Annotated in this window: 24 protein-coding genes; 9 read left to right on the forward strand and 15 right to left on the reverse strand. The window is 59.5% G+C overall.

Annotated features, from left to right (window positions below):
• Nucleotides 1–16 precede the first annotated feature (16 nt).
• On the forward strand, nucleotides 17–1,102 hold the full coding sequence (locus tag AC13Q5_RS07160) for a glycosyltransferase family 4 protein (RefSeq protein ID WP_488501265.1): 1,086 nt from the start codon (nucleotides 17–19) through the stop codon (nucleotides 1,100–1,102).
• 6 nt (nucleotides 1,103–1,108) lie between these two features.
• Here the strand turns inward: AC13Q5_RS07160 and AC13Q5_RS07165 are convergent, their stop codons facing one another.
• Entirely contained in the window at nucleotides 1,109–2,506 is a 1,398-nt protein-coding gene (locus AC13Q5_RS07165; protein ID WP_488501266.1) for a hypothetical protein, read from the reverse strand.
• A gap of 219 nt (nucleotides 2,507–2,725) precedes the next feature.
• Here AC13Q5_RS07165 and panC point away from each other — a divergent pair, with 219 nt between their 5' ends.
• Both panC and panB read left to right on the forward strand, forming a co-directional pair.
• On the forward strand, nucleotides 2,726–3,601 hold the full coding sequence (panC, locus tag AC13Q5_RS07170; protein WP_488501267.1) for a pantoate--beta-alanine ligase: 876 nt from the start codon (nucleotides 2,726–2,728) through the stop codon (nucleotides 3,599–3,601).
• Between the two features lies 1 nt (nucleotide 3,602).
• Complete coding sequence (panB, locus tag AC13Q5_RS07175; protein ID WP_488501268.1) at nucleotides 3,603–4,424, forward strand: 3-methyl-2-oxobutanoate hydroxymethyltransferase; 822 nt, start codon at nucleotides 3,603–3,605, stop codon at nucleotides 4,422–4,424.
• A gap of 7 nt (nucleotides 4,425–4,431) precedes the next feature.
• On the opposite strand, the gene AC13Q5_RS07180 is transcribed toward panB, so the two are convergent.
• A complete protein-coding gene (locus AC13Q5_RS07180; protein WP_488501269.1) occupies nucleotides 4,432–4,683 on the reverse strand; it encodes a DUF2164 domain-containing protein in 252 nt (83 codons plus the stop codon).
• Nucleotides 4,684–4,920: 237 nt separating this feature from the next.
• Here AC13Q5_RS07180 and AC13Q5_RS07185 point away from each other — a divergent pair, with 237 nt between their 5' ends.
• Both AC13Q5_RS07185 and AC13Q5_RS07190 read left to right on the forward strand, forming a co-directional pair.
• Complete coding sequence (locus AC13Q5_RS07185; RefSeq protein ID WP_457881856.1) at nucleotides 4,921–5,643, forward strand: AzlC family ABC transporter permease; 723 nt, start codon at nucleotides 4,921–4,923, stop codon at nucleotides 5,641–5,643.
• A 2-nt stretch (nucleotides 5,644–5,645) separates the two neighbouring features.
• Nucleotides 5,646–5,957 (forward strand): AzlD family protein, encoded by a 312-nt coding sequence (locus AC13Q5_RS07190; protein ID WP_488501270.1) that lies wholly within the window; start codon nucleotides 5,646–5,648, stop codon nucleotides 5,955–5,957.
• Between the two features lie 51 nt (nucleotides 5,958–6,008).
• Here AC13Q5_RS07190 and AC13Q5_RS07195 read toward each other — a convergent pair whose 3' ends face one another.
• Complete coding sequence (locus AC13Q5_RS07195) at nucleotides 6,009–7,844, reverse strand: aminopeptidase P family protein (RefSeq protein WP_488501271.1); 1,836 nt, start codon at nucleotides 7,842–7,844, stop codon at nucleotides 6,009–6,011.
• A 343-nt stretch (nucleotides 7,845–8,187) separates the two neighbouring features.
• On the opposite strand from AC13Q5_RS07195, the gene AC13Q5_RS07200 reads away from it, so the two are divergent.
• Complete coding sequence (locus tag AC13Q5_RS07200; RefSeq protein ID WP_167459807.1) at nucleotides 8,188–8,328, forward strand: hypothetical protein; 141 nt, start codon at nucleotides 8,188–8,190, stop codon at nucleotides 8,326–8,328.
• Nucleotides 8,329–8,530: 202 nt separating this feature from the next.
• Here the strand turns inward: AC13Q5_RS07200 and AC13Q5_RS07205 are convergent, their stop codons facing one another.
• From AC13Q5_RS07205 to AC13Q5_RS07215, 3 genes are read right to left on the reverse strand one after another with little or no spacing between them, the layout of a single operon-like run.
• Nucleotides 8,531–9,409, reverse strand: a complete 879-nt coding sequence (locus AC13Q5_RS07205) for a 50S ribosomal protein L11 methyltransferase (protein ID WP_488501272.1) — start codon at nucleotides 9,407–9,409, stop codon at nucleotides 8,531–8,533.
• A 20-nt stretch (nucleotides 9,410–9,429) separates the two neighbouring features.
• Nucleotides 9,430–10,578: an FAD-dependent oxidoreductase gene (locus AC13Q5_RS07210; protein ID WP_488501273.1), complete on the reverse strand. Its 1,149-nt coding sequence runs from the start codon at nucleotides 10,576–10,578 to the stop codon at nucleotides 9,430–9,432.
• A 7-nt stretch (nucleotides 10,579–10,585) separates the two neighbouring features.
• Nucleotides 10,586–11,188: an SCO family protein gene (locus AC13Q5_RS07215; RefSeq protein ID WP_075850902.1), complete on the reverse strand. Its 603-nt coding sequence runs from the start codon at nucleotides 11,186–11,188 to the stop codon at nucleotides 10,586–10,588.
• Nucleotides 11,189–11,638: 450 nt separating this feature from the next.
• Between AC13Q5_RS07215 and AC13Q5_RS07220 the strand changes: the two genes are divergently transcribed.
• Nucleotides 11,639–12,103 carry a chemotaxis protein CheW gene (locus tag AC13Q5_RS07220; protein WP_069612836.1) on the forward strand — a complete coding sequence of 155 codons (465 nt, stop codon included), beginning with the start codon at nucleotides 11,639–11,641 and terminating at the stop codon, nucleotides 12,101–12,103.
• 270 nt (nucleotides 12,104–12,373) lie between these two features.
• Here the strand turns inward: AC13Q5_RS07220 and AC13Q5_RS07225 are convergent, their stop codons facing one another.
• From AC13Q5_RS07225 to AC13Q5_RS07235, 3 genes are all read right to left on the reverse strand, one after another.
• A complete protein-coding gene (locus tag AC13Q5_RS07225; RefSeq protein ID WP_457881861.1) occupies nucleotides 12,374–12,868 on the reverse strand; it encodes a CreA family protein in 495 nt (164 codons plus the stop codon).
• A 189-nt stretch (nucleotides 12,869–13,057) separates the two neighbouring features.
• Nucleotides 13,058–13,501, reverse strand: coding sequence for an SRPBCC family protein (locus AC13Q5_RS07230; RefSeq protein ID WP_488501274.1), 444 nt, complete (start codon nucleotides 13,499–13,501; stop codon nucleotides 13,058–13,060).
• A gap of 38 nt (nucleotides 13,502–13,539) precedes the next feature.
• A complete protein-coding gene (locus AC13Q5_RS07235) occupies nucleotides 13,540–13,863 on the reverse strand; it encodes an ArsR/SmtB family transcription factor (RefSeq protein WP_488501275.1) in 324 nt (107 codons plus the stop codon).
• A 331-nt stretch (nucleotides 13,864–14,194) separates the two neighbouring features.
• Between AC13Q5_RS07235 and AC13Q5_RS07240 the strand changes: the two genes are divergently transcribed.
• Nucleotides 14,195–14,731: a GNAT family N-acetyltransferase gene (locus AC13Q5_RS07240; protein WP_488501276.1), complete on the forward strand. Its 537-nt coding sequence runs from the start codon at nucleotides 14,195–14,197 to the stop codon at nucleotides 14,729–14,731.
• A gap of 43 nt (nucleotides 14,732–14,774) precedes the next feature.
• On the opposite strand, the gene ligA is transcribed toward AC13Q5_RS07240, so the two are convergent.
• Nucleotides 14,775–16,925, reverse strand: a complete 2,151-nt coding sequence (ligA, locus tag AC13Q5_RS07245) for an NAD-dependent DNA ligase LigA (protein ID WP_488501277.1) — start codon at nucleotides 16,923–16,925, stop codon at nucleotides 14,775–14,777.
• A gap of 343 nt (nucleotides 16,926–17,268) precedes the next feature.
• Between ligA and AC13Q5_RS07250 the strand changes: the two genes are divergently transcribed.
• A complete protein-coding gene (locus AC13Q5_RS07250; RefSeq protein WP_488501278.1) occupies nucleotides 17,269–18,009 on the forward strand; it encodes a CDP-diacylglycerol diphosphatase in 741 nt (246 codons plus the stop codon).
• A gap of 165 nt (nucleotides 18,010–18,174) precedes the next feature.
• Here the strand turns inward: AC13Q5_RS07250 and AC13Q5_RS07255 are convergent, their stop codons facing one another.
• From AC13Q5_RS07255 to ftsZ, 5 genes are all read right to left on the reverse strand, one after another.
• Nucleotides 18,175–18,807, reverse strand: coding sequence for a DapH/DapD/GlmU-related protein (locus AC13Q5_RS07255; protein WP_488501279.1), 633 nt, complete (start codon nucleotides 18,805–18,807; stop codon nucleotides 18,175–18,177).
• Between the two features lie 203 nt (nucleotides 18,808–19,010).
• Nucleotides 19,011–20,684: a DNA repair protein RecN gene (gene recN, locus AC13Q5_RS07260; protein WP_488501280.1), complete on the reverse strand. Its 1,674-nt coding sequence runs from the start codon at nucleotides 20,682–20,684 to the stop codon at nucleotides 19,011–19,013.
• 12 nt (nucleotides 20,685–20,696) lie between these two features.
• Nucleotides 20,697–21,566 (reverse strand): outer membrane protein assembly factor BamD, encoded by an 870-nt coding sequence (locus AC13Q5_RS07265; protein WP_208621505.1) that lies wholly within the window; start codon nucleotides 21,564–21,566, stop codon nucleotides 20,697–20,699.
• A gap of 290 nt (nucleotides 21,567–21,856) precedes the next feature.
• Entirely contained in the window at nucleotides 21,857–22,813 is a 957-nt protein-coding gene (lpxC, locus tag AC13Q5_RS07270) for a UDP-3-O-acyl-N-acetylglucosamine deacetylase (RefSeq protein WP_075850912.1), read from the reverse strand.
• A 329-nt stretch (nucleotides 22,814–23,142) separates the two neighbouring features.
• The gene (ftsZ, locus tag AC13Q5_RS07275) at nucleotides 23,143–24,879 is read right to left on the reverse strand and encodes a cell division protein FtsZ (RefSeq protein WP_075850913.1); all 1,737 of its coding nucleotides are present in this window, start codon (nucleotides 24,877–24,879) and stop codon (nucleotides 23,143–23,145) included.
• Between the last annotated feature and the right edge of the window lie 15 nt (nucleotides 24,880–24,894).

Raw genomic sequence — 24,894 nt, forward strand, 5'->3', positions numbered from 1 at the left:
TATCGGGATCCTTGGCGTGCAGTCGATTGTCATCAACGGGCGTTTCCTCGGCCAGCCCTTGTCAGGCGTGCAGCGCTTCGCGCGCGAGCTCACCTTGGCGCTCGACCGCAAGATTTCCTCAGGCGCCCTGCCCGCCTCGCTGAAGGGCGCACGCTGGCGTCTGGCCGTGCCGCGCAACACGCCCATCGACATCAGGCTCACCGCTATCGAAATCGATCGTTTCGGCACCGGGCCTGGGCATGTCTGGGAACAGACATCCCTACTTTCCCGCTCACGCGGCAGCCGGCTCATCGGCTTTGGCGGCAGCGGTCCGCTCCTGCATCGCCGCCAAGCTGTCGTCATCCATGACGTGACGATCTTCCGCCATCCGCAGTCCTTCAAGCGCAGCTACCGCCTGCTGCATGGAGCGCTCGGCACGGTGCTGACACGCACCGCCAAGATCGGCACCGTCTCCGAATTCTCGCGACAGGAACTCGCCTCCGTGTTCCGGGTTCCCACGGCCGGCATCGACGTCGTCTACAATGCCGTCGATCACTACGCCGTCATCGAGCCAGATGAAGCCGTCATCGAGCGGCTTGGCCTGAAGACGAACGGCTTCTTCCTGCTCGTCGGGACGATGAAGCCGAACAAGAATCTCGATTTCGCCATCCACGCCTTCGAGGCGCTCAAGGATGACAATCAGAAGCTCGTGGTCGTCGGCGGCTCCGCGCCGACCGTCTTCAAATCGGAAGGCCAGCAATCGAACGGCAGCCTGCTCTTTCCCGGCCGGCTCGAGGACGCGGAAATCGCCGCCCTGGAGCGCCATGCCACGGCTTTCGTTTTCCCGAGCCTCTACGAAGGTTTCGGCATTCCGCCGCTGGAGGCCATGACGCAGGGCTGCCCGGTGCTTGCGGCCGATATTCCTGCCGTGCGCGAGGCATCGGGCGATGCCGCACTCTACTTCGATCCCTTCCGACAGGATGAGCTTGTCTCCGCCATGCGAAGGATCGCCACTGACGAGGCATTGCGGCAGGATCTGCGCCGACGCGGCCATGAGAACGTCACGCGCTTCTCCTGGGACGGCAGCGCCGATCGCGTATTGTCCATTCTGGAAGATCTCTAAGAGACTTCAGGACCCGGACTGCGGCCGGAACATCGTGACGAAGTAACTGTAGAGGCCAAGCAGACAGAAGAGCGCGCCACCCACTACGCCGACTGCCACCGATATCCATAGCGAATAGCCGAAACCGGCCGTCGCCAGCACTGGGACGGCGAGGCCGATAGCGGAGAAGACGACGGGCGGCCAGACAAAATCGAAGGCAAGAGACATCATCACTTTCACGCCGATCGCCATGGCACACAGCGCGCCGATCATACCACCGGCCATAAGGGCAACGTCGCCGAAAGAACCGAGATAGCCGCCGATGAGCGTGCCCGCGTTCAGCAGTACGCAATCCAGCGCTGCAAGCAGGAAGATCGTCAACAGCCGGTGCTGCAGATGTGCAGGCGTGGGCATCATGTTGGCCGTCAGCGCACGGCATGTCGCAAGACCGATGACAAAGGGGGCAACGGAGAGAAACTCATTGCGCAGACCGGCAGCGATGACCAATTGCCCGACAGGCTGCAGCAGCGCAAAAATGCCGGCGGCGGTCATGAGCGTGAGACCGGTCAGCAGCGAGTAATACTGTCCGAGCTGCTTGGCAAAGGCAGGCGTTCTCCCATCGCGATCATAGGTCGTGACGACATCGGGATATTGAATGGCCTGCAGGGCAGAAACGATCAGGACGAAGGGTCTCTGCAGCAGATCAAGCGCCAGAAGCGCACCGGCGGCACCACCCGCCCCCAGCGTTGCCGTGAGGATCGATTTCAATCCCAACGGCGACAGCATGCCGATAACGGAGGCACTCGCCGCAACGCTGCCATACACAAAATGCTTGGGCACCAGCGCCTTCTCGAACGAAGCCGCCTCGTGAAGACTGTTGCGGGTCAGAAACGCCGCAAGGAGTCCATAGGCAAGATAGCCGACCAACAGACCGACGACGGTATAAGTGAAAGTCGGAGCAATGGCAGTACCCGCAAGTGTACCGATTGCCAGAATAGTAGCGCGCGACCCCTGCAGCCGCGAAAAGACGCGAAACTCCTGACGGAAGCGCAGCATGGTAAGATGCAGGTCGCTGCCGCCCTGGAAGATCGCGACCAGGCCGCCAAGCACGGCAATCTCTGCCGAGACCGAAAAGAAGATCGAAGCCGAGGCGGCAATCAGGCAGATTGCCGAGCACACCGCAAATTCCACCGTCAGCGCCTTGCGCTCCAATGCCTCGCTTCCAGGCCCCTGCCCAGGATAGAAGCGGCTGCAGGCAAAGCGGACCCATTCGAAACAGAAAATCGCGGCGAACTGGCTGATCGAGATGAACAGCGAATAGGCAGCATAATCCGCCGGAGCCAGCAGATGCGCCACCGCGATCAGTAGCCCGAAAGCCACTGCCGCCTGATAGAAATATGCAGCCAACGCCACGATCTTTGCCATGCTGGCAGCTAACAGCAAAAGATTGAGGAAAGCGCTAATCCGGACGAGGTAGTGCCGCGCCTGTTGGCAAAATCGATGAAGCGCAATGCGGATTTGCCGTTGCTGCCCGCAAGCCTGCTTGAATTGCCTTTTTGCACCGCACACGTTAGAAGTCGCGGCCAATTCGAGGGATGGAAGCAGGCAGCTTGGAACGGGCGTAGCTTGCGGAGGAGCGCCACCATGGATGTCATCAACACGATAGCCGCCCTGCGCGAAAGGCTTGGCGAACATCGCAAGGCCGGCAGGCGCATTGGCCTGGTGCCGACCATGGGCTACCTGCATGCAGGCCATATGGAACTGGTTTCCCGCGCCAAAGCCGAGAACGACGACGTCGTCACCTCCATTTTCGTCAATCCGCTGCAATTCGGCGCCAACGAGGATCTGGCGAAATATCCGCGCGATCTCGAGCGTGACAGTGCCATGCTGCGTGATGCCGGCGTCGACTTTCTCTTCGCACCCGGTGTCATCGACATGTATCCGCGCCCGATGCAAACCGTCGTTGACGTGCCGAAGCTCGGCGCGGAGCTGGAAGGTGCGGTTCGCCCGGGCCATTTCGCCGGTGTTGCCACCGTCGTCACCAAGCTCTTCAATATTGTCCAGCCCGACAACGCCTATTTCGGCGAGAAGGATTACCAGCAGGTGGCAATCATCCGCCGCATGGTCGAGGATCTCGCACAGCCCGTTCGCGTCGTGCCGGTACCGACCGTCCGCGATAGCGATGGCTTGGCGCTCTCTTCGCGCAACGTCTATCTGACGAAGGAAGAGCGCGCTGCTGCTGTCATCGTTCCCAAGGCACTGGCGGAAGCCGAAAAACTCTATGATCTCGGCGCGGATGACCCCGCCGCACTCGAAGAAGCACTACGGGCCTTCATCGGTAACGAACCGCTTGCGACTGTGGAAGTCGCCGCCGTTCGTCATCCCGAAACGCTGGAGCCGCTGAGCAAATTGCAAGGGCAGCCGATCCTCGTTGCGTTATTCGTCCGCATCGGCACCACCCGCCTGCTTGACAACAGTGTCATCCGTCGCAGGCCGTCCACCAACGAAAGGACCGCCTGAGATGAGCACCGTCGGACACACCAAGCGCACGACGCCTGCCGCCATCGAGCAGATGAAAGGCACGCGCCCGATCGTCAGCCTGACAGCCTATACGACGCCAATCGCCCGCCTGCTCGACCCGCATTGCGACCTGCTCCTGGTCGGCGATTCCCTCGGCATGGTGCTCTATGGGATGGAAACGACTGTCGGCGTCACGATGGAGATGATGATCGCCCATGGCCAGGCCGTCATGCGCGGCGCCAAGCATGCCTGCGTCATCGTCGACCTGCCCTTCGGCTCTTACCAGGAATCAAAGGAGCAAGCCTTTCGCAATGCCGCGCGCATCCTCAAGGAAACCGGCTGCGATGGCGTGAAGCTGGAGGGCGGTGAGGAAATGGCTGAAACCGTCTCCTTCCTGACTTCTCGCGGCATTCCGGTCTTCGGTCATGTCGGGCTAATGCCTCAGCAGGTGAACACGACCGGCGGCTATCGCTCGCTTGGCCGCTCGGAGAAGGAAGCCGACAAGATCCGACGCGATGCTAAAGCGATTTCCGAAGCCGGCGCCTTCGCCGTGGTGATCGAAGGCACGATCGAGCCGCTCGCCCGAGAGATTACCGCCGCCATCGCCATTCCCACCATCGGTATCGGCGCATCTGCCGCCTGCGACGGGCAGATCCTCGTTTCCGACGACATGCTCGGCCTGTTCAACGATTTCAAGCCGCGCTTCGTCAAGCATTTCGCAGAGCTGGCGCCCATGATCTCGAAAGCGACGGAAGCCTATGCCGAGGAAGTGAAGGCCCGCACTTTCCCGGCTGTTGAGCACACCTTCCAGCCGAAGAAATGAGGCGCCGTCAGCTCTTGGCCGGCTCCTTCTCCAGCAGATAGATCGCCTCACCGAAATCCTCGATCTTGCTTACCAATGCGGCATGAGCATCCCGCAGACCTTGATTGTAATAATAAGGACCGATCTCGGATGTGAAGAAGTCGAGCAGGAATTCTGCGGGCAACGTGCCGAGCGTCTGGTCGAGCTCGTCGGCGAAATAGCGCTGGAGGCGGGCGACCATGGCTGCCTTCTCCTCCTTCGCAAAAGTGATTTTCTTCATCTTGCCCATCTCCCATTTCACAAGCGCACCCAAGGACCTGGATCAAGGAAATCAATTGATCCATCAAGGAAATTCAATTGCTGGTTCTACAGGCACGGCTTACACCTCCCGCCATTGAACAGCGCGGCAACAAATGCGCAAGGGGTGCAACTATCGTTGTTTCCCATGCGGAATGTGCGCCCTCGACACGGCATCCGGGCGAAAGCGTCGGATTTTCCACAAAGGACAAAGCGGACCATGAGTCGCGCGGAATTTCTTGAAGGCTTGAAGGGCGGCATTCCCGTCGGCCTCGCTGCAGCGCCCTTCGGCGCCCTCTTCGGTGCACTGGCACGCGACCAAGGCATGTCACTCGGCGAATTGACCCTGATGAGCGGCACCGTCTATGCCGGCGCCAGCCAGATGGTGGGGCTGGATCTCTTCGGCCACAATGTCCAAGCTTGGCTCATCGTGCTGTCGATCCTGGCGGTGAATTTCCGCCATGTGCTCTATTCGGCGGCGATCGCGCGCTACATCAGGCACTTTTCCGGGGTGGAGAAGTTCTTCACCTTCTTCCTGCTGGTCGATCCGCAATTTGCAGAAACGATCAAGCGCCACGAGAGCGGCAAGTCCGTGACCTTCGCCTGGTACATCGGCTTTGCGGCGATGGTCTATATTCCCTGGGTGATCATCAGCCTGATCGGCGGCCTTCTAGGCAGCCTGATCGGAGATCCGAAAGCCATCGGCCTCGACATCCTGCTGCCGATCTATTTCCTCGGCATCGTCATGGGCTTCCGCAAGAGAGACAATTTCCTGCCGGTGGTTGCCGCCAGCGCCGTGGCATCGGCAATCGCACACCGTTATGTCGGCTCGCCCTGGCATGTCAGCATCGGTGCGCTGGCGGGCGTCGCCCTTGCCGCGGTACTGCCGCCGGTGAAAGCGAACCGCAAGCCTGATATCGCTCATGAAAGTCACGAGGTCTGACCATGCTCGATTTCAATTCGCATATGGTCCTGCTGATCGCGGCCGCAGCCGTCGTGACGTTCCTCACGCGCATCGGCGGCTACATCCTCATTGTCAAGATGACGCGCATTCCGCCGCGCGTCGAAGCCGCGCTGAATGCCGTGCCCGCCGCTGTCCTTACGACCCTCGTCGCACCCGCTTTCTTCGTCGGTGGTTGGGATACGAAGGTGGCGATGCTCGCAGCCCTCCTCGTCGGCCTGCGCTACCCGTCGACCTATATGCTCGTCGCCGGATGGATCGTCGTGATGGCATGGCGCCATTCCATCGGTACTTGATGCATTGAGAGATCCCCATCCCGTTTCGAGGCGGGATGGGGTTCATACGTCTCAGTGGCTGAGCGCGAGCGTAGCGTTCTCCAGCCATGCCCGGATATCGTGATCATGGATCAGCGGCATCAGCGCCTCGCGCGTCCGCATGTGATATTCGTTCAGCCAGTGCAGTTCCTCATGCGTCAGCAGTTCGACGAGCACCAGGCTGCGATCGATCGGGCAGAAGGTCAGCGTCTCAAAGCCGAGCATCGGCATGTCGCCACCCTCGATCTCTTCCGGATCGCGGATGTAGATCAGGTTCTCGATGCGGATGCCGAAATGGCCCGGACGATAGTAGCCGGGTTCGTTGGAAAGGATCATGCCGGGGAGCAGCTCCTGTACGGCAAGACGCGCGATGCGCTGCGGCCCCTCATGCACGGAAAGATAGGAGCCGACGCCGTGGCCTGTGCCATGGGCGAAATCGACGCCCGCCTTCCAGAGCGCGATGCGCGCCAGCGGATCGAGATCGCAACCGCGCGTGCCCTTCGGGAAACGTGCCGTACTGATCGCGATCATCCCCTTGAGCACCAGCGTGAAGAGACGCTTGTGCTCTTCGGAAACGGAACCGATACCGACGGTACGTGTAATGTCCGTCGTGCCGTTGATATATTGTGCGCCTGAATCGATCAGGAACAGCTCGCCGGCCTGGATCAACCGGTCGCTCGCCGTTGTCACGCGGTAATGCATGATCGCTGCGTGCTCGCCGGCCCCGGAGATCGTATCGAAGGAAATGTCTTTCAGCGGGTTCTGCATGCTTTCGCCGACGCGGGCGCGGCAGGCTTCCAGCCGCTCTGCCGCGACGATTTCCGTCACCGTTCCAGGCTTGCTCGTCTCGAGCCAGTAGAGGAACTCGACCATGGCGGCGCCATCCTGCAGGTGCGCAGCCGCGGAACCATTGATTTCAGCGGCGTTCTTGCAGGCGCGCGGCAGCTTGGCAGGGTCATTGCCCTCCACGACCTCTCCGCCCTCGCGACGGATGATATCGGTCAAGGCGTAGGACGCAAGATCCGGATCGACCAGGATTCGCCCGCCATTCTCAGCCGCAGCGGCCAGACGCCTGGTAAGTTCGGACGGGGGCAGCTGCTTGCAGATCTGCGTCAGATAGGCTTCCGCCTCGACCTTGGTCTTGCGCTTGTCGAGAAAGAGTGCCGCTTCCCCTTCCGCATAGATGATGGCACGCGCCAACGGATGCGGCGTGTGCGGCACGTCGCTGCCGCGGATATTGAAGATCCAGGCAACCGAGGACGGATCGGTGATCAGCACGGCCTTGAGGTTCTTTTCCTTGAGGCCATTGGCGATCGCCACAAGCTTGTCCCTGGCCAGAACGCCGGCTTGACCGATATCCTGGATGATGACGCCGCCAAGCGGCTCGGCCGGACGATCCGTCCACAGCCTGTCAAGCGGATTGTGGGGCAGGAAGACGAGCTTGCCGTCGATCTCGGCCAGCGCCTTTTCCAGCCGGCGCACTTCCGCGCCCGTATGCAGCCACGGATCGATGCCGAGCCGGAAGCCCTTCTTGGCATGGCGTGGCAGCCAGATGTGCGGCGGCTCGTTCACCAGATCGCCACCGCTGAAGACGCTGCGGTCCACCTGCTCAGCAAGCTGCGTCACATAACGGCCATCCACGAACACCACGGCCTGGGAGTGTGTGATAAGCGCAACACCTGCCGATCCAGTGAAACCCGTAAGCCATGCGAGGCGCTCCGAGCATTTGGGCACGTACTCGCCCTGATACTCGTCGGCTCGCGGCACGAGGAAGCCGTCAATGCCGAGATCACCGAAGGCGACACGCAGACCGGCAACACGTTCGCGGCCGAATTGCGGGGTGGAAGTGACGTCGAAAGACTGAAACATGAGCTGATCCGAGACTGGTGGAGAATCCGTGAAACCGAATGGTGCCAGTATGTTAGAGCATGATGGTTGGAAGTGCGACGTGATTTTAGATCATTGAGACGATATGCGAAACAACGACAACATCGCACCATATGAGAGCGCTCGATCCCATCTCTGGCCGTTAACGAATCCGCCCATTTCGTGAGCATCACCTACCGAATATGACAACTTCACGGCACGAAATATGCATATCGCGCATAGCTCCCATGAAACCTCCCCCCTGCCACTCAGACGAGCGAGTCGCTATATCCGGCGCATCAAACAGGGTTCACGAAGAACCAGCTCAAACTAAGGACTTAAGACAATGCCTATCTCTCGCTCCGCATATGTTAGCCCGGCGCTGGCTGGCGAGCGTCGTACCGTACGCCATTCCGTCGGTTCACTTCGTCAGCTCGAAGTCGAAACCTCCAAGGCAATCGGCGCAAGCCGCGGCGATCGCCGCTAAGAAGTTTACGATCTACGCGTTCCAAGTCGATCGCAATCCGGTTCTCCTCCTCCCTCTCGGATTATGATCAGAACGCTTAGAGCCCGCTTGAGCACTCCTCCTCCACACGCTCGCGGGCAAGATCGGTGAAAACCGGTCTCAAGGCGGTGCTTCGGCACCGCCTTTTTTGTTTCAGCAATCGCAATTGCAAGAGGTGAGCGGCTCAAGGCCGGTCAAGATGGATCGTGACCCAGCCGTTGCGCCAGATCGTGCGTACGTGCCGAAGGTTCGCGCCGTTGTAAGCCGCCAGAACCTTCCAGCGCTGCTCGGCGAGGATGCCCGAAAGAATGACGGAGCCGCCCGGCGCCAGATGGGCCACAAGCTGCGGCGCCATCTTGATGAGCGGTCGCGCCAGAATATTGGCGATGATCAAGTCGAACGGCCCATGACGGGAAAAGGCCGTGGAGTGAAATCCCGGTGCCGTCTCAAGCGCGATCCCCGAGGCAATGCCGTTGCTGCGGACATTTTCCCGCGCGACACGAACAGCGACCGGATCGATATCGGTCGCCAGAACCGGAATGTTGCGCAGCTTGCGCACCGCGATCGCGAGCACGCCGCTGCCCGTCCCGAGATCGAGCGCGTTGCGCACGCGACGGCTCGCGACAACCTTTTCGATCGTCTCCAGGCAGCCCGCCGTCGTCCCATGATGACCGGTGCCGAATGCCTGACCCGCTTCGATTTCGATGGCGATATCGCTGGGACCGACCTTGTCGCGATCATGCGAACCGTGCACCAGGAAGCGGCCAGCGCGCACGGGCTTCAACCCTTCCAGCGACTTGGCGATCCAGTCGATATCGGGAAGCACCTCCTTCTGGATAGCGAGATCTGCAAAGGCAGGCTTCAGCAGTGCTTCGAAACGACCGCGGACCTCTTCCTCATCCGCGGTATACAGATAGATCGACGCTTCCCAGATATCGTTCTTCTCGTCTATTTCCGTCGTTGCGATCGGCAATTCTTCGTCTTCGAATACCGGCGTCATCAGGTCCATGACCTGTTCGGCCTTTTTCTCGGTCGTCGTTACATAAAGGCGGATTTCACTCAACTCGTCGCTCTTTCTCGTTCCTATTCGGCCCAGTCGATCCAGGGTGGCCTTGGCGTATCATAGCCGGCAACGCTTCGAAGCAATGTCCGACGAGCCGGACCGAAGCGCAAGAACAGCGGCGCAAACAGATTGCGCGCGGCGATCGCCAGCGGATTTTCCATGGTCACCAGTCGCGTCAGGCTATAGGTCTGCTTCAATACCTGCTTCACGGCAGGAATTCTCAAGGCCGAATACTCCTGTTCGCGACCTTCCGCAATGAGCCACGCAAGCCAGCAGGCGTCTTCGATACCGAGGTTCATGCCGCGCGCGCCGGCCGGCGAATGAATATGCGCTGCATCGCCGGCAAGAAAGACGTTGCCCTTGGCCATCGGCTCGACATGCCGGAAGTGAATGCGGAACTGCGAGGCCCAGGTTCTTTCCGCAACGGCCGACGGATGAGCGATGCGGCGTTCGAAATCTTCGAGCGTCGAAATATAGCGGATGATGTCGGCCGATACGGGCAAGCGCGCGACCATGCCGGGATCGAAGATCGAGACTTCGCCAAAACGGGTATCGACCGGACCGGCATAACGGAAATCGGCAAGATAGAAGGACGCCTCCAACGCCTCGCCCGGAAAGCCGGCGCCGAGCGCTTTGCGCACGACGGAATGGGCTCCATCCGCACCGATTAATATATCCGGCCGCACGGTTTCCGATGTGCCGTCAGCCCGGCGAAGTGTCACTTCCGGCCTCTGAAAGTCCGATATGGCCTCCGCCATCACCGCGGTCCGCCATTCGGGCGCGACGCCATAGAACGACAGCGCCTCCATCAACAGGCGCTCGGTTTGCCCCTGCGACAGGGCTCGAATAGCACTGAAGCGGCCCTGCAGCTGGCGGGTATCGAGCTGGATCAAGACTTTCTCGGCCGAACGGACACGAAACTGCTCGATCGATTGCGCATCGGCGATGATACGCTCCGCAACGCCGGAAGCAGACAGCAGCGTCAGCGTGCGAGCATTAACGCCGAGCGCCCGACTTTCCTCGAGCGGCGTCGGACCAGTGCCATCATCGACGATCCGCGGCGAGAAGCCGCGACGGGCAAGCTCCAGAGCGGCAGTAAGACCAACCGGCCCAGCCCCTACGATCAGGATCGATCTCGACTTTCCCTCTCCGCCAATCCCCTCGCCCATGCAGGCCCTATCCCTTCTTGACCAGGTTCTCCAATTTCTTCACCGCCACGTCCGGGTCCTCTTCATAGGCGATGGTACCGGCAAAGCGGCCCTGCGAATCCAGCAGGAAGACGGAAGCGGTGTGATCCATGGTGTAGTCACCATTCGGTTGCTTGTCGTCGGCCGGCACCTTCTTGGCATAGACACGGAATCCCTTGACCATATCCATCACCTTGGCGGGATCGCCGGAAATTCCGGTGATGCGCTTGGAAACGTTAGAGACGTATTGGTCCATGATGGCAGGCGTATCGCGCTCAGGGTCGACGGTCACGAAATAGGCATTGAGCTTGCTACCATCAGGATCGACCTTCTGCAGCCAGGCGTTCAGCTCGAACAGCGTCGTCGGGCAGACATCGGGGCAATGCGTATAGCCGAAGAAAACGGCCGACGGCTTGCCGCGGAACGCCTGATCGCTGATCGGCTGGCCGCTCTGGGAAACGAGCGTAAAGGGCACGCCATAAGGCCCGGACGCGGCTACCTCAGGTGACTTGCCGCCACCAAAGCTAAACCAGCCCAATAGTCCCGCCACGATCAACACGGCCACCCAAACTGCAATCCGCACGCTTCTCATGTCTGCCATTCCTCACCAACCCCCGGCAACCGCGCCCAGATGCGCACGGCCAACTCACCTGCCGATGTAACGGCTCGAAGTGGAGGACGCAATTCAAGAAGATGTTCAGAAGAGGCCGAAATCGTCGCAGGGTGGAAATGGAGATCTTTCAAGCCCCGTTCGGTCCGCTTTCCCGCTCTTCTCGGTCCGGTAAGGCGAAATCTGCATTCATGTTAAACCAATCCTAACCAGTCCGCGCCAACATCTGCGTCAAAGGTCGAACTCGACTTCGCCCGCCGCCCGAAAGCGCGGCAAACCTCTTTATCCCAGAAGGGCATGACGCCCGCCGGAACGCCAGGCGTATTTTTTGCCAAAGCACCGGACGCTGCCGCTGCCCAAGCCGCTCCAGCCGATCTCTCTTTTCAATCGCGAGCGTCGCTTGCGGCGATGCCAAACGGGAAGTTCTCGAACATGACGAACGCCATCAAGCAATCGGGCACCTATCTGGAAATCGTCTCTTTTCACCTTGGCGATCAGGAATTCTGCATCGACATCATGGCTATCCGCGAAATCCGCGGCTGGGCGCCAGTGACGCCGATGCCGCACACGCCGCCTTACGTCCTCGGTCTCATCAACCTGCGCGGCGCGGTCATCCCGGTCATCGATATGGCCTGCCGTCTCGGCATGAAGATGACGGAACCTTCGGAGCGCTCGGCGATCATCGTCACGGATATTGCCGGCAAGCTGGTCGGTCTGCTGGTCGAACAGGTGTCGGATATGATGTCGATCAAGAGCGAAGATCTCCAGCCGGCTCCGGAAATCATCCCCGAGGCACAGCGCGCCTTCTGCCGCGGCATCGTGGCGCTGGAAAAGACCATGGTCTGCTTCCTCAACCTCGATACGGTCATTGCGGATCAGTTGGCGCAGGCAGCCTGATTTCAATAAGTTAGCTCACCAAAAAGAAGATCGCCCTGAAGCCAAGCTCCAGGGCGATCGCTTTTTATGTAACCGGTTTTGGCAGGGGTGTAGCCAACGACACGGTCTTGCAGGCCGTGAACAGGGGCGAGAGTCGCCTCGCTGTTCGCCTTCGAAATTGCATCAAAAAGGTGCAAACCGAAAGCAACTAGAAGGAATTCGACAACCCAAGAGTATGACTTTTTTTGGTATTATCTTTCTACGAGTTATTTTAGAGGTATGGAAATACCGTCATTTCGGCTTGCCATTCTTCCACGTAACCTGCTGGCCGAACAAGGGGATTGTCGAAATGGCCATCTTGGCGGAACCATCCGTCAACTGCCGCGAATGGATGAGATAGACCAGCGTATCGTTCTTCTTGTCATAGATACGGGTGACGACCAGCTTCTTCCAGATGAGCGACAACCCGGCGCGAAACACCTCTTCACCGCTCTCGGACAGATTGATATTGCCGATCTCGATTGGGCCAGTCTGACGGCAGGCGATGGAATTGTTGGAAGGATCTTCGAACCAGTTGCCCTTGCGCAGCCGGTCGATCACGCTGCGGTCGAAATAGGTCACATGGCACGTGACGCCGGTGACTTCGGGATCCGGCACGGCATCGATCAGAATATCATTGCCCGTCCAGTCCACACCGACCTTGCCGACAACTTCGGCGGAAGCGGAAACGGGCGCCAGAGCCAAAAAAGACGCGGCAACGGCGGCAAAGAATTTGGGTGAACGCATCGATCATCCTCCAACAACAGCCGCCGGGAGCAAGAGCGGCTTGGCTAAGGTAAGATGGCCCATGAGCGATGCAAGGTGGGACGGCTTATATCCGCGCAGCAACGCCTTACGATCGATACGCGGCAATCTGCACGGTGGACGCCGCCGCCAAAGCAACGACGTCCGAACACACTCAGGTAACGCATCATCTCATTTCTGGCTGATTGCGACCGTTCCGGTTTCCAGCAGCGATTTGAGGTTGGACAGGATCTTCGGCCAACCGCCGGAAACCGCCTCGATGAACTTGGAGTTTTCGACCTTGATCGTATGGGTGACGGTCAACTTCACGACGCCATCCGCCGGCTCCAGCTCCATCACGCAACGTGACCAGCCTTCGGCCTTCAATTCCGGGCGCCACTCGTTGCGCCAGTTGATGGCGAACCGCCGTGGCGGGTCGAACTCAGCGATTTCGCCCATGTCGGCGACCCTGCCATCCGGAAAGAGCATTTTCCAGGGCGATCCAACCTTCCACTCGGTGTCGTGGACCATGTCGAACCAGTATTGCTTAATGAATTCCGGCGTGGTCAGCGCCGACCAGAGCTTTTCCGGCGTGGTGCGGATGAAGGTGACGTAGACGAATTTGCTTCCGGTCATGTCATTTCTCCTTGTTTGAATTTTATTGCTTCTTGATCTCACTGACCGCCCTCGTCTTCCAGCGCCTTCTTCAAGGCCGAAAGCGCGCTCAGATGCTGGCGTTCGAACTTGTTGATCCAGCGTTCGGCGATGCCGTTGATCGGGACCGCATTGATGAAATGCAGCTTCTCCCGTCCATGCTTCTCCGAGGAAACCAGATTGGCCTCCTCTAGAATGGCAAGATGCTTGGCGACCGCCTGGCGGCTCATATCCAGATCCTCGCAGAGCGCATTCAAGGTCTGCCCGTTCTGCTCATGGAGCCTGTCGAGCAATTGTCGCCGGCTGGCATCCGCCAGCGCCTTGAAGACTGCATCATCATTCACTGATATGAAACCATTTGGTTGCCTTTTCTTATTTATAGGCAACCAAATAGTTACCTGTCAAGCCATACGTAAGACGAGGCAATTCCGTTCCGCTTCGGTGACACAGCGATCAAGAATTCGTGCAACGAACGATTGACAACCTTCAGATCGCATCAGATCATCCGCCCATGATCGCAAACCGCGCCACAGTGATGCACCTTCACACCATCTCTCCCCCTGCAGGGGGAGTGGAAGCTGCGTTGCGCTGAGCTGACTGCGATCCATCTCAACCCTGCCGAGGCGAGCAGGGTTGAAGTTTCCTTGCTCTCCTCATGAATATCAAGGAGAGCCCATGTCTTTCGAAGAGCAAGAACCCGCCAAACGACGATCAGGCAAAATCGGCGCAGTCGAGATTCGTGCCTCGCGCCCGTCCGACGCAGAAGGGATCGCGACAATCGCTAACCTCCCCGGCTTCCGCGCCGGTACGCTTCGCCTGCCCTTTCAAAGCGTCGAGGAAACACGGCAATGGTTGGAGAAGTCGTCGCCCAACTCGACCGGCCTTGTCGCCGTGCTTGACGGGCAGATCGTCGGCAATGCAGGCATGAACCGACTTGTCGGCCGGCGGATTCATAGCGCCAACATCGGCATGGGCGTGCATGACGATTTTACGGGCTGCGGCATCGGCTCCGCGCTGTTGGGCGCCCTCGTCGATACCGCCGACAACTGGCTGGCGATCAAGCGCCTGGAACTGACCGTCTATGTCGACAATGCGCGGGCGATCGCCCTCTACGAAAAATTCGGGTTCGAAACCGAGGGGCGTCTGCGCGCTTTCGGTTTCCGCAACGGCAAATATGTCGATGCATTCACGATGGCGCGCCTGAAATTCTGAACAATAGAGAGGCGGCGGATTGTGTTTCCGCCGCCTGCTATCATCAGCCGATCAAATCCAGCCACTCGTCCTCAGTCATGACCTGGACGTTGAACTCGCGCGCCTTGTCGAGCTTCGAGCCCGCACCCGGCCCGGCCACGACGATATCCGTCTTCTTCGACACCGAACCGGAAACTTTGGCTCCAAGGCTCTCCGCCTTCGCCTTGGCCTCGTCGCGGGTGAACTTTTCCAGCGAGCCCGTAAAGACGACCGTCTTGCCGGCGACTGGACTGCCAGAAGTCACCGGCTGCTCTGCCTCTTGCGGCTGAACTTCCTCCAGGAGCTTGGCGATAACTTCGATATTGCGCGGCTCCTTGTAGAATTCGACGATGGCTCGCGCCACCACTTCGCCGATACCCTCGATATTGTTGAGATCGTTCCAGGCATCGCCGCTAAGGGGTGCCGCTTCTTTCATCCCTGCCTCGAAGGCCGCATAAGTGCCATAGGAGCGCGCCAGCAGCTTGGCTGTCGTCTCGCCGACATGGCGGATGCCCAGCGCGAAGATGAAGCGATGCAAGGCGATCTGCCGCCGCTCGTTGATCGCGGCATAGAGCTTGCCGACACTGACCTTGCCGAAGCCGTCGATATTCTCCAGCTTCGCAAGCGACGTCTGCTGACGTCTCTCCAAAGTGAAAATATCCGGCGCGATCCGCACCTGCAGCGCCGGGTCCTCGCTCTCGAAGAAGAAATCGATCTGCTTCGAGCCCAGGCCCTCTATGTCATAGGCATTGCGCGAGACGAAATGCTTGAGATGCTCGGTCGCCTGCGCCCGGCAGATGAAACCGCCTGTGCAGCGCGTAACTGCATCGACCTTGCCGGTCTTCTCATTGATATCGCGCACCGCATGGCTGCCGCAGACCGGACACACTTTCGGGAACTCGTAAGGCGTGCTCGACGGCTCGCGCTTCTCCATGACGATATCGACGATCTGCGGGATGACATCGCCCGCGCGCTGCACGATCACCATGTCGCCGACGCGGATATCGCGGCCGTCGCGGATCAGCTCGTCCTTGTTGCCGATACCCTTGATGTAATCGGCATTGTGCAGCGTCGCATTGGTCACGACAACACCGCCGACCGTGATCGGCTCGAGGCGGGCGACCGGCGTCAGCGCGCCGGTGCGGCCAACCTGGATATCGATGCCGACCAGACGCGTGAACGCCTGTTCCGCGGGGAATTTATGCGCCGTCGCCCAGCGCGGCGAGCGCGAACGGAAGCCAAGGCGGGCCTGCAGTTCCAAGCTGTCGACTTTGTAGACAACGCCGTCGATATCATAGTCGAGATCTGGGCGCTGCAGGCCGATCTCTTCGTAATGACCGAGAATGTCAGCGACCGAGCTTAGCCGCTCCATCAGCGGATTGACCGGGAAGCCCCAGGATTTGAAGATCTGCACCATGCCATATTGCGTGTCGGCGGGCATATCGGACATCTCGCCCCAGGCATAGGCGAAGAATTTCAGTTTGCGGCTGGCCGTCACCTTCGCGTCGAGCTGACGCAGCGAGCCGGCAGCCGTATTGCGCGGATTGACATAGGTCTGCTTCCCCTCCGCCTCCATCTGCGCGTTGAGCGCCAGAAAATCGCTCTTGGCCATGTAGACCTCGCCGCGCACCTCGACAACCGAGGGTGCGCCTGCCGGCAGAGTCTGCGGGATTTCCTGGATGGTCCTGATATTGGCGGTGACATTCTCGCCCGTCGTGCCGTCACCACGCGTCGCAGCGCTGACCATCCGGCCGTTCTCGTAGCGAATGGACATGGAAAGACCGTCGATCTTCGGCTCGACGGTAAAGGCGATCGAATTGTCCGGCAGGCGACCGAGGAAACGATAGACGCTGGCGACGAAATCCTCCACGTCCTCCTGCGAGAACGTATTGTCGAGCGAGAGCATCGGCCTTGCATGGATAACCGGCGCAAAGGTCTCCGACGGCGCGGCCCCTACCCTGCGCGAGGGGCTGTCGGCTCGAATCAATGCGGGAAACCGAGCCTCGATCGCATCATTGCGCCGCTTCAGTGCATCGTAGTCCGCATCCGAAATCTCCGGCGCATCCTTGCCATGATAAAGCGCGTCGTTGCGCGCGATCTCCGCAGCCAAGTAAGCAAGCGCCGCGGCCGCCTCCTCTTCGCTCAAATCTTCCACGGGCTTCTGTTCGGTGCTCATGAATCTACACTCCCGATTTCGAAGATGTTTTAGAGCACTTCCGCGAAAAGTGCGAAGCGGTTTTCAGCCCGGCGCACGTAAAAACAAAGGGAAAAAATCCGCCGTTCAATCGCCGACCAACAACGGTGACGGTGGAGTTCACGACAACTTTACGCCATGATCGGTCGTCCTTGGTGTTACAGATGCGGGAAATATCGGCGTTCAGACAGCCTTAGTGGAGTTCTCCATCCAATTCCTGAGACTGGGGCTCTTCCGTGTCTATCGCAGGGGATTTAAGGTAGACTATTATGAGAACCAGATCTCTGGAAATGATTGGATCATCAGCGGAAATTCGACATCACGCATGAAGCATCGTCTTACCCTTCTCTCTATTTCTCTCGTTATTGCAGTTATGATCATGAGCTCATTCGTCAGCCGCTCTGCTTTGGGGCTGGTCGTTAGAGCGTGCGAGATCAACTCCACCCTGACAGGCTCACCATATCCGTGCCTCAAGATAGTCCAGTCGCAGGACCCGATGTCTTCGTATGTTGTTCTTCGTGAGCCGGCGGACAAAGAGCGAACCATTCTTGCACCGCTCGCCGACGTGCCCGGTATCGAAGATCCACGCCTTCTGGCTGCGGGAGCGCCGAACTATTTCGGCGAAGCGTGGAGAGAATTGTCAGCAATCGATCCGCGTGTAATGAAGGCTTCGCCACAGAATTTTGCACTGGCGATAAACGCTGCCAGTTGGCGCACGCAAGATCGGCTTCATATCCACATGGGCTGCGAGACGCCTCGCTTTACGGCTCTGTTGAAGAGTCATGCGACGGAGATTGAAAGCGGCCGATTTACAAACCTGAAGACCAAAGCAGGTTGGTGGGCAACCTTCCATGCGGCCGACGACCTCACGAATTTAAACCCATTGAAGCTCGTCGCAGACGGCGTTGATGGCGCCCGCTCAAATATGGAAAACGTCGTGGTTGGCGTCTTTGGCTCGATATTGCCGGACGGACAGCATGGTTTCTATATTCTCGCAAGAATAAACGAAGCACACAAATCCCGCGGGTCGGCCGAGGATATGATCGATCCCAAGTGCCAGCTCTAGTGCATGTCGCGCAAAAGTTCGTCCGTCAACCGTCCCGGAATCTTACGGAACCGCAGTGGCAAGCTGTGTCGTGCCGCTGTCCTTCATCCCTCATTGTAAGGGCACTGTACCCGTTTCCGCAAAGCAACCGGGCCAAACGCTGACAGCAAAGTCGCCAGGAGCGGATCAGGACCAGCGCTCGCAAAAGGCTTCGATGTCGCTTGACTGAAAATCGGCGAGCCGCTCCATGATGGTTTCGAAAGACCAATCCCACCAGGCGATGGAAATAAGTCTCTCTGCGACGCTTCGCGTGAACCGCTCTCGAATGAATTTGGCGGGAATACCACCGACAATCGTATATGGTTGGACATCTTTGGTGACGACCGCACCTGCCGCGAGCACGGCACCGTTTCCAACCTTGACGCCCGGCAAAACAATCACGCCGTGACCGATCCAGACATCATTGCCGATGACAGCACGATCTTCCTTTCGCCGATCGAAAAAGGCATGGTCCCGCACGGCGTCCGCCGAGTAATATTCCGGACAGTAGGTGAAGCGGTGCATGGACGGGCGGTCCATCGGGTGATTGGGAGCGCCAATCCTGACCTCTGCCGCGATGGCGCAGAACTTTCCAATCGTTGCATCACCGACAATGCAGCGCGGCCCCAAATAGGAGAAATCCCCGAGCTCTGCCGTGTGCAGAGATGTGTCCGCCAAAATCTCACAGCATCTGCCGATGCTCGAATCCCTTATGCTCGCCGTCGAGTGAATGACGGTTTCCGCGATTTTGGGGCGATTTGGCTGTGCAGTCGAGTGCATTGGCAGTCTCCGGATTCTGGCCTGCCTAACCGGGGACGATGAAGGATATATGACGCAAGATCGTCGAAAGACCGAAGCGAGATGTCAGCGACAGACGACGCAGTTCAGGCGCGTCGCAGCCATAGCAGCTGGCCTGGCTGCTATATCCGCTTCGGGCAGGTAGTCGCTGGCATTTGCTGCATGGACAGCACCGCAGGAAACGATCAACCGTTGCCTGCCAATAGGCGCTTGGCAGCCGCCCTCGCCTCTTCGGTCACCGAAGCGCCTGCGAGCATGCGGGCGATTTCCTCGGTACGATCCTTCGGTTCCATGGTGGCAACGCGCGTGGAAATCTTTTCCGAGCCATCCGCGACCGGTCCCTTGGAGATCAGCAGATGCGTTGCAGCGCGGGCTGCGACCTGAGGTGCGTGGGTGACCGACAGCACCTGCACGCGATCGGACAGCCGTTTCAGCCGCTGGCCGATCGCATCCGCGACCGCACCGCCGACGCCGGTGTCGATTTCGTCGAAGACAAGGGTCGGCGCCGAGCCGCGATCGGCAAGCGCAACCTTCAACGCCAGAAGGAAACGCGACAGCTCGCCTCCGGAAGCGACCTTGGTGATCGGGCCTGGACGCGTACCGGGGTTGGTCTGCACGTGGAATTCGACGACATCGATGCCATCGGCCGTTCCGGCTTCGGGATCGCTTGTTATCTCCACCATGAAACGCGCGCGCTCAAGCTTCAGGGCCGGCAATTCCGCCATGACAGCCGCAGCAAGCGCCTCGCCAGCATGACGGCGCTTCTCCGACAGGCTGCGAGCGGCAACATCGTATTCCGTCTTGGCGGCGGCAAGCTCGGCATCGAGCCGGGCCAGCCGCTCTTCGCCAGCGTCGACATCGGCAAGATCAGAAATCATGCGCTGCGCCAATGCCGGCAATTCGATGACAGGCACCGAATATTTGCGCGAGGCTGCGCGCAACGCGAACAGACGCTCCTCAACGCGCTCCAGTTCGCGCGGATCGTATTCCGTCTTGCGCAGCGCAGTCTCGACTTCCATCTGCGCGTTGGAAAGCTGGTCGAGAGCGGCGTCGAGCAGTGCGACGGTATCTTCCAGCAGGCCGGGCGCTTCATGGCTCTTGCGCTCCAGCCGGCGCACCAGCGAAGCGATATGCGGCACGGGCGACGCGTTGCCATTGAGGAACTCGGAAGCCTCGGCGATATCGCCGGCAATGCGCTCGGCCTTCATCATTCGCGAGCGCTTCTCGGCAAGTTCGTCCTCTTCGCCATCCTGTGGCGAGAGCTTTTCCAGCTCCTCGACGGAGGCGCGGAGATAATCCGCCTCGCGAGCGGCCCGCTCCACCTGCTCCCTGTGCTTTTTCAGCGTGCGATCGGTATCGCGCCAGACCTTGTGGAGCCTGCCGACGTCCTGCGCTTCATCGGCGAGATTGGCGAAGGCATCGAGCAAAGTGCGATGCGCATCCGTGTCGACGAGTGCACGATCATCGTGTTGACCATGAATTTCGACGAGGAGCTGCCCGACCTGGCGCATGAGCTGAACGCTGAGCGCCTGATCATTGACAAAAGCCTTGGTTCGGCCGTCTGCCGACTGGACCCGGCGGAAAATCAGGTCCCCGTCATCGTCGATGTCGTTTTCGCGCAGGAGTTTGCGGGCGGGATGCTGCGTATCGACATCAAAAACCGCTGTCACCTGACCGCGATCTTCGCCATGGCGCACAAGCCCGCCATCGCCGCGCCCGCCAAGGGCCAGCGACAGACTGTCAAGCAGGATGGATTTGCCCGCACCCGTCTCGCCGGTCAACACCGAAAGTCCGGACTCGAAGGCAAGATCCAGCCGCTCGATCAAAACGATATCGCGGATCGAAAGCTGGATCAGCATCTTCGCTCAATCTCACGTCCCAAGAAGAAGTTTCTTGCCCGCTCTGGAAATCCACGAGCCCGAATTTTCGCTCGGCTCCACGCCACCCTTCTGCAGCAGCTGATAAGAGTCCTTATACCAGCGGCTGTCCGGATAGTTGTGTCCGAGAACGGCAGCTGCCGTTTGCGCTTCGGGTACGATACCCATCGCATAATAGGCCTCGACGAGTCGCGCCAGAGCTTCTTCGATCTGGTTCGTCGTCGGATACTGCTCCACCACAATACGGAAGCGCGAGATTGCTGCGAGGTAATCCTTGCGCTCCAGATAATAACGGCCGATCTGCATTTCCTTGCCGGCGAGCTGGTCGCGGGCGAAGCGGATCTTTTCCTGAGCGTCACTGACATATTGCGACTTCGGATAGGTATTGACCAGCTTGGTCATCGCCTCGATCGTCTGCTGTGCCGCACGCTGGTCCTGCGTGACGTCGACGATCTGCTTGGCATAGGACGAACCGACCAGGTACTGCACGTAATCGGCGTCTTCCGAGCCCGGATATTGCTTGAGATAGGTATTGCCGGTCTGCACCGCGTCATCATAGCGACCTGTACGGTACTTCACGAAGGTGCTCATCACCAGTGCCTTGCGCGCCCACTCGGAGAAGGGCTGCTGCTGGTTGATGGCATCGAACTTCTTGCCGGCTTCCGTCATGTTGCCAGCCTTGATATTGGCCAGACCCTGATTGTAGAGCATCTCCGGCGGATCGGTCTCGACACCGAGCTTGGTGATGTCGATATCCTTTTTCGTATTACACCCCGTCACCACCGCACCGGTACCGGCCAGAAGGAGCGATACGAGCAAAGCCCGTGCTGTGATATTCATGCGTTCAGACCTTGCAAAACCCATCGGATGACTGTCCCATAGCCGTCGTTGCGGAGACGGCGTTCTCTCTCGCTGGCGTTTCTAGCCGCAAAAACACCATCAGGGCAACGCATTGATGGTGCATTAACGCATTTTTGTGGCAAAGACTGCATATCCGCAGCCTTTAATCACTGTTTTGACAGGCATTTCCCATATCGGCCCGCACCATCCTGCCGCCACCTCGCGACCGAAGACGAACCCAATGAGTCGTCCGTCAAAAAAAGAGCCGCCCTTCATCAGAGCGGCTGCTTTTTCTCATTCCAATCCCGAAAAAATCACGCCGACCAGGGAGCGAATTCAGGAGCGTTGACTGCGATGAACTCGCGACCGTGACCACGCTGACGCGGTGCAGAGGTTTCGACGACCTCGTAAGCCGAAGCGTCGCTAAGCAATGCTTTCAGGGCATTCGCATTCATGCGATGACCGCCACGATAGGAACGGTAGCAACCGATGAACTGTGCGCCGGCCAGAGCCAGATCGCCGACGGCATCAAGCGTCTTGTGGCGGACGAATTCATCCTTGGGGTAACGCAGGCCTTCAACGTTGATGACAGTGTTGTCATCCGAGATGACGACGGAATTTTCCAGCGACGAACCCAGCGCATGGCCCGAGGCCCAGAGCGGCTCGACATCGCGCATGAAGCCGAAGGTACGAGCGCGCGACAGTTCTGCCTTGAAGGTCTCGGCGGTCAGATCGCCTTCCCACTTCTGGCGGCCGATCAGCGGGCATTCGAAATCGATCTCGACTTCGAAGCGCGTGCCGTCATAGGGGCGGAACTCGCACCAGGAGCCGCCGGCTTCGATCCGCACCGGCTTGATGACGCGGATGTAGCGACGCTTGACGCCGAGCGAGACGATGCCCACCTGCTCGATCGCCTCGATGAAGGGATAAGAGCTGCCGTCCATGATTGGCATTTCCGCACCGGACACCTCGACGACGACGTTATCGAGGCCGATCGCGTAGATCGCTGCCATGACGTGCTCGACCGTTGCGACAGAGCGCGCCGGAGAAAAACCGAGAACCGTGCAGAGATCCGTATTGCCGACCTGCGAGGAAACGGCGCGAAGTTCGGTCACATCGCCATTATCGTGCAGGCGCTGGAAAACGACACCGGTGCCGGCTTCGGCGGGATAGAAGGTAATCGACACGTTGGCACCGGAATGAACGCCAATACCGGAAAGTGTCACAGGGTTTGCAATGGTGGTCTGAAAACCAAGCAATCCAATTGCCATGTAATTCTGCCTTCGTCTATCTGATCCAGGCCGGGCGGTCATCTTCGGACACTTACCCTTATCGCCGGTTCAGTCTGTTAACTATGCCACGCACCTCACATACATTCGTCATCGAATGTGATTCAGCGGGCTTGCTTGGTATCTACATACGCGCCAGGGCATCGCATTCCAAATCACTGTTTCTTTCGTTTTGTTACGAAAGCAGCCGATTGAATTCATTGGATAATTTTAAATATGACAACAGGTATAAAATAAGGAAATCCGGGGTCTTGCGGCCCCGGATTTTATCAGGATGGTTAGCAACCTATTAAAAGGCTGCCCATTGCGGGTCAGTTCGACTGGCGGCGCAGGAAGGCCGGAATCTCGAGCTGATCGTCCTCATGGCTTGCCATGCGCGCCTGCGGAGCCTGGCGACCGTGATCGTCGAGATTGCCGCGACGCGGAGCATAGAGGCTTGCTTCCGGCGACGGTGCACGACGCTGCTGCGGAGCGGCGTTGTTCGTTGGAGCCATCATGTCGTCGAAAGCCGGATCTTCTTCGCGGCGGCCGAGCGAATTGGTGATTCGCTTCAGCAGACCCATCGGACCACGCTCTTCGGTCGCCTGGGCGACGGCCGGCTGGGCGCGGTGTTCCATTTCGGCCTTAACGACCGGCGGGAAATCCTCGACCTTCGGCATGCGGACCTGCTCGGGAGCCTGGCGAATGACCGGCTGCTGATGCATGACAGGCGCCTGCTGCTGCGGCTGAACCGGGGCCTGACGGACCGGCTGAGCTTCCGGAGCGGCTGCGAAGATGCGGCTCTGCGGACGGAAATTATCTTCCGGCGCTGCGGCCTGCGGCATGACCGGCTGCTGCTGGACCTGCGCCTGGCGGCCCATCTGGAATTCCAGTTCGCGCTCCAGATCGGCCTCTGCCGCACGAATGGTCTGAGCAACCGGATCCACGGTACGAGGAGCCGGAGCGGCAGCCTGTGCGATCGGGGCCTGCGCGACATGGGCAGGCTGAGCTGCGGCCGCTACCGGAGCGGCGGCCGCGGAAGGACGCATAGCGGGCTTTGCGGCCGGGCGGAATTCCATACCCCGGTCGGCAGCTTCGTTCATCGCGCGGTCGATGCCCGTTGCGACGACGGAAACGCGGATGATGCCCTCAAGCGATTCGTCGAAGGTGGCGCCGAGGATGATGTTGGCGTCGGGATCGACTTCTTCGCGGATGCGGGTCGCGGCTTCGTCGACTTCGAACAGGGTCAGATCGCGACCACCAGTGATCGAGATCAGCAGACCCTGTGCGCCCTTCATCGAGGTTTCGTCGAGCAGCGGGTTGGCAATTGCGGCTTCGGCAGCCTGCATTGCACGGCCCTGGCCGGAAGCTTCGCCGGTACCCATCATGGCGCGGCCCATTTCGCGCATGACCGAACGGACGTCGGCGAAGTCGAGGTTGATGAGACCTTCCTTCACCATCAGGTCGGTGATGCAGGCAACGCCCGAATAGAGAACCTGGTCGGCCATCGAGAACGCGTCGGCGAAAGTCGTCTTGTCGTTTGCGATGCGGAAGAGGTTCTGGTTCGGAATGACGATCAGCGTGTCGACCGACTTCTGCAGTTCCTGGATGCCCATTTCGGCGAGACGCATGCGGCGACCGCCTTCGAAGTGGAACGGCTTGGTAACGACGCCAACGGTCAGGATGCCCTTGTTGCGAGCGGCCTGCGCAACGACCGGTGCAGCACCCGTACCCGTGCCACCGCCCATGCCGGCGGTCACGAAGCACATATGAGTACCGTTCAGGTGATCGATGATCTCATCGATGCACTCTTCGGCAGCTGCACGACCGACTTCCGGCTGCGAGCCGGCGCCGAGACCTTCCGTGACGTTGACGCCGAGCTGGATGATCCGCTCCGCCTTCGTCATGGTCAGCGCCTGCGCGTCGGTGTTGGCGACGACGAAATCGACGCCCTGCAAGCCTGCCGTGATCATGTTGTTGACGGCATTGCCGCCACCGCCACCAACACCGAACACGGTGATTCGCGGCTTAAGCTCGGTGATATCTGGCTTATGCAGCTTGATAGTCATTGTACCCGTTCCTTC

The organism is Martinezella sp. CNPSo 3964 (assembly GCF_057784375.1).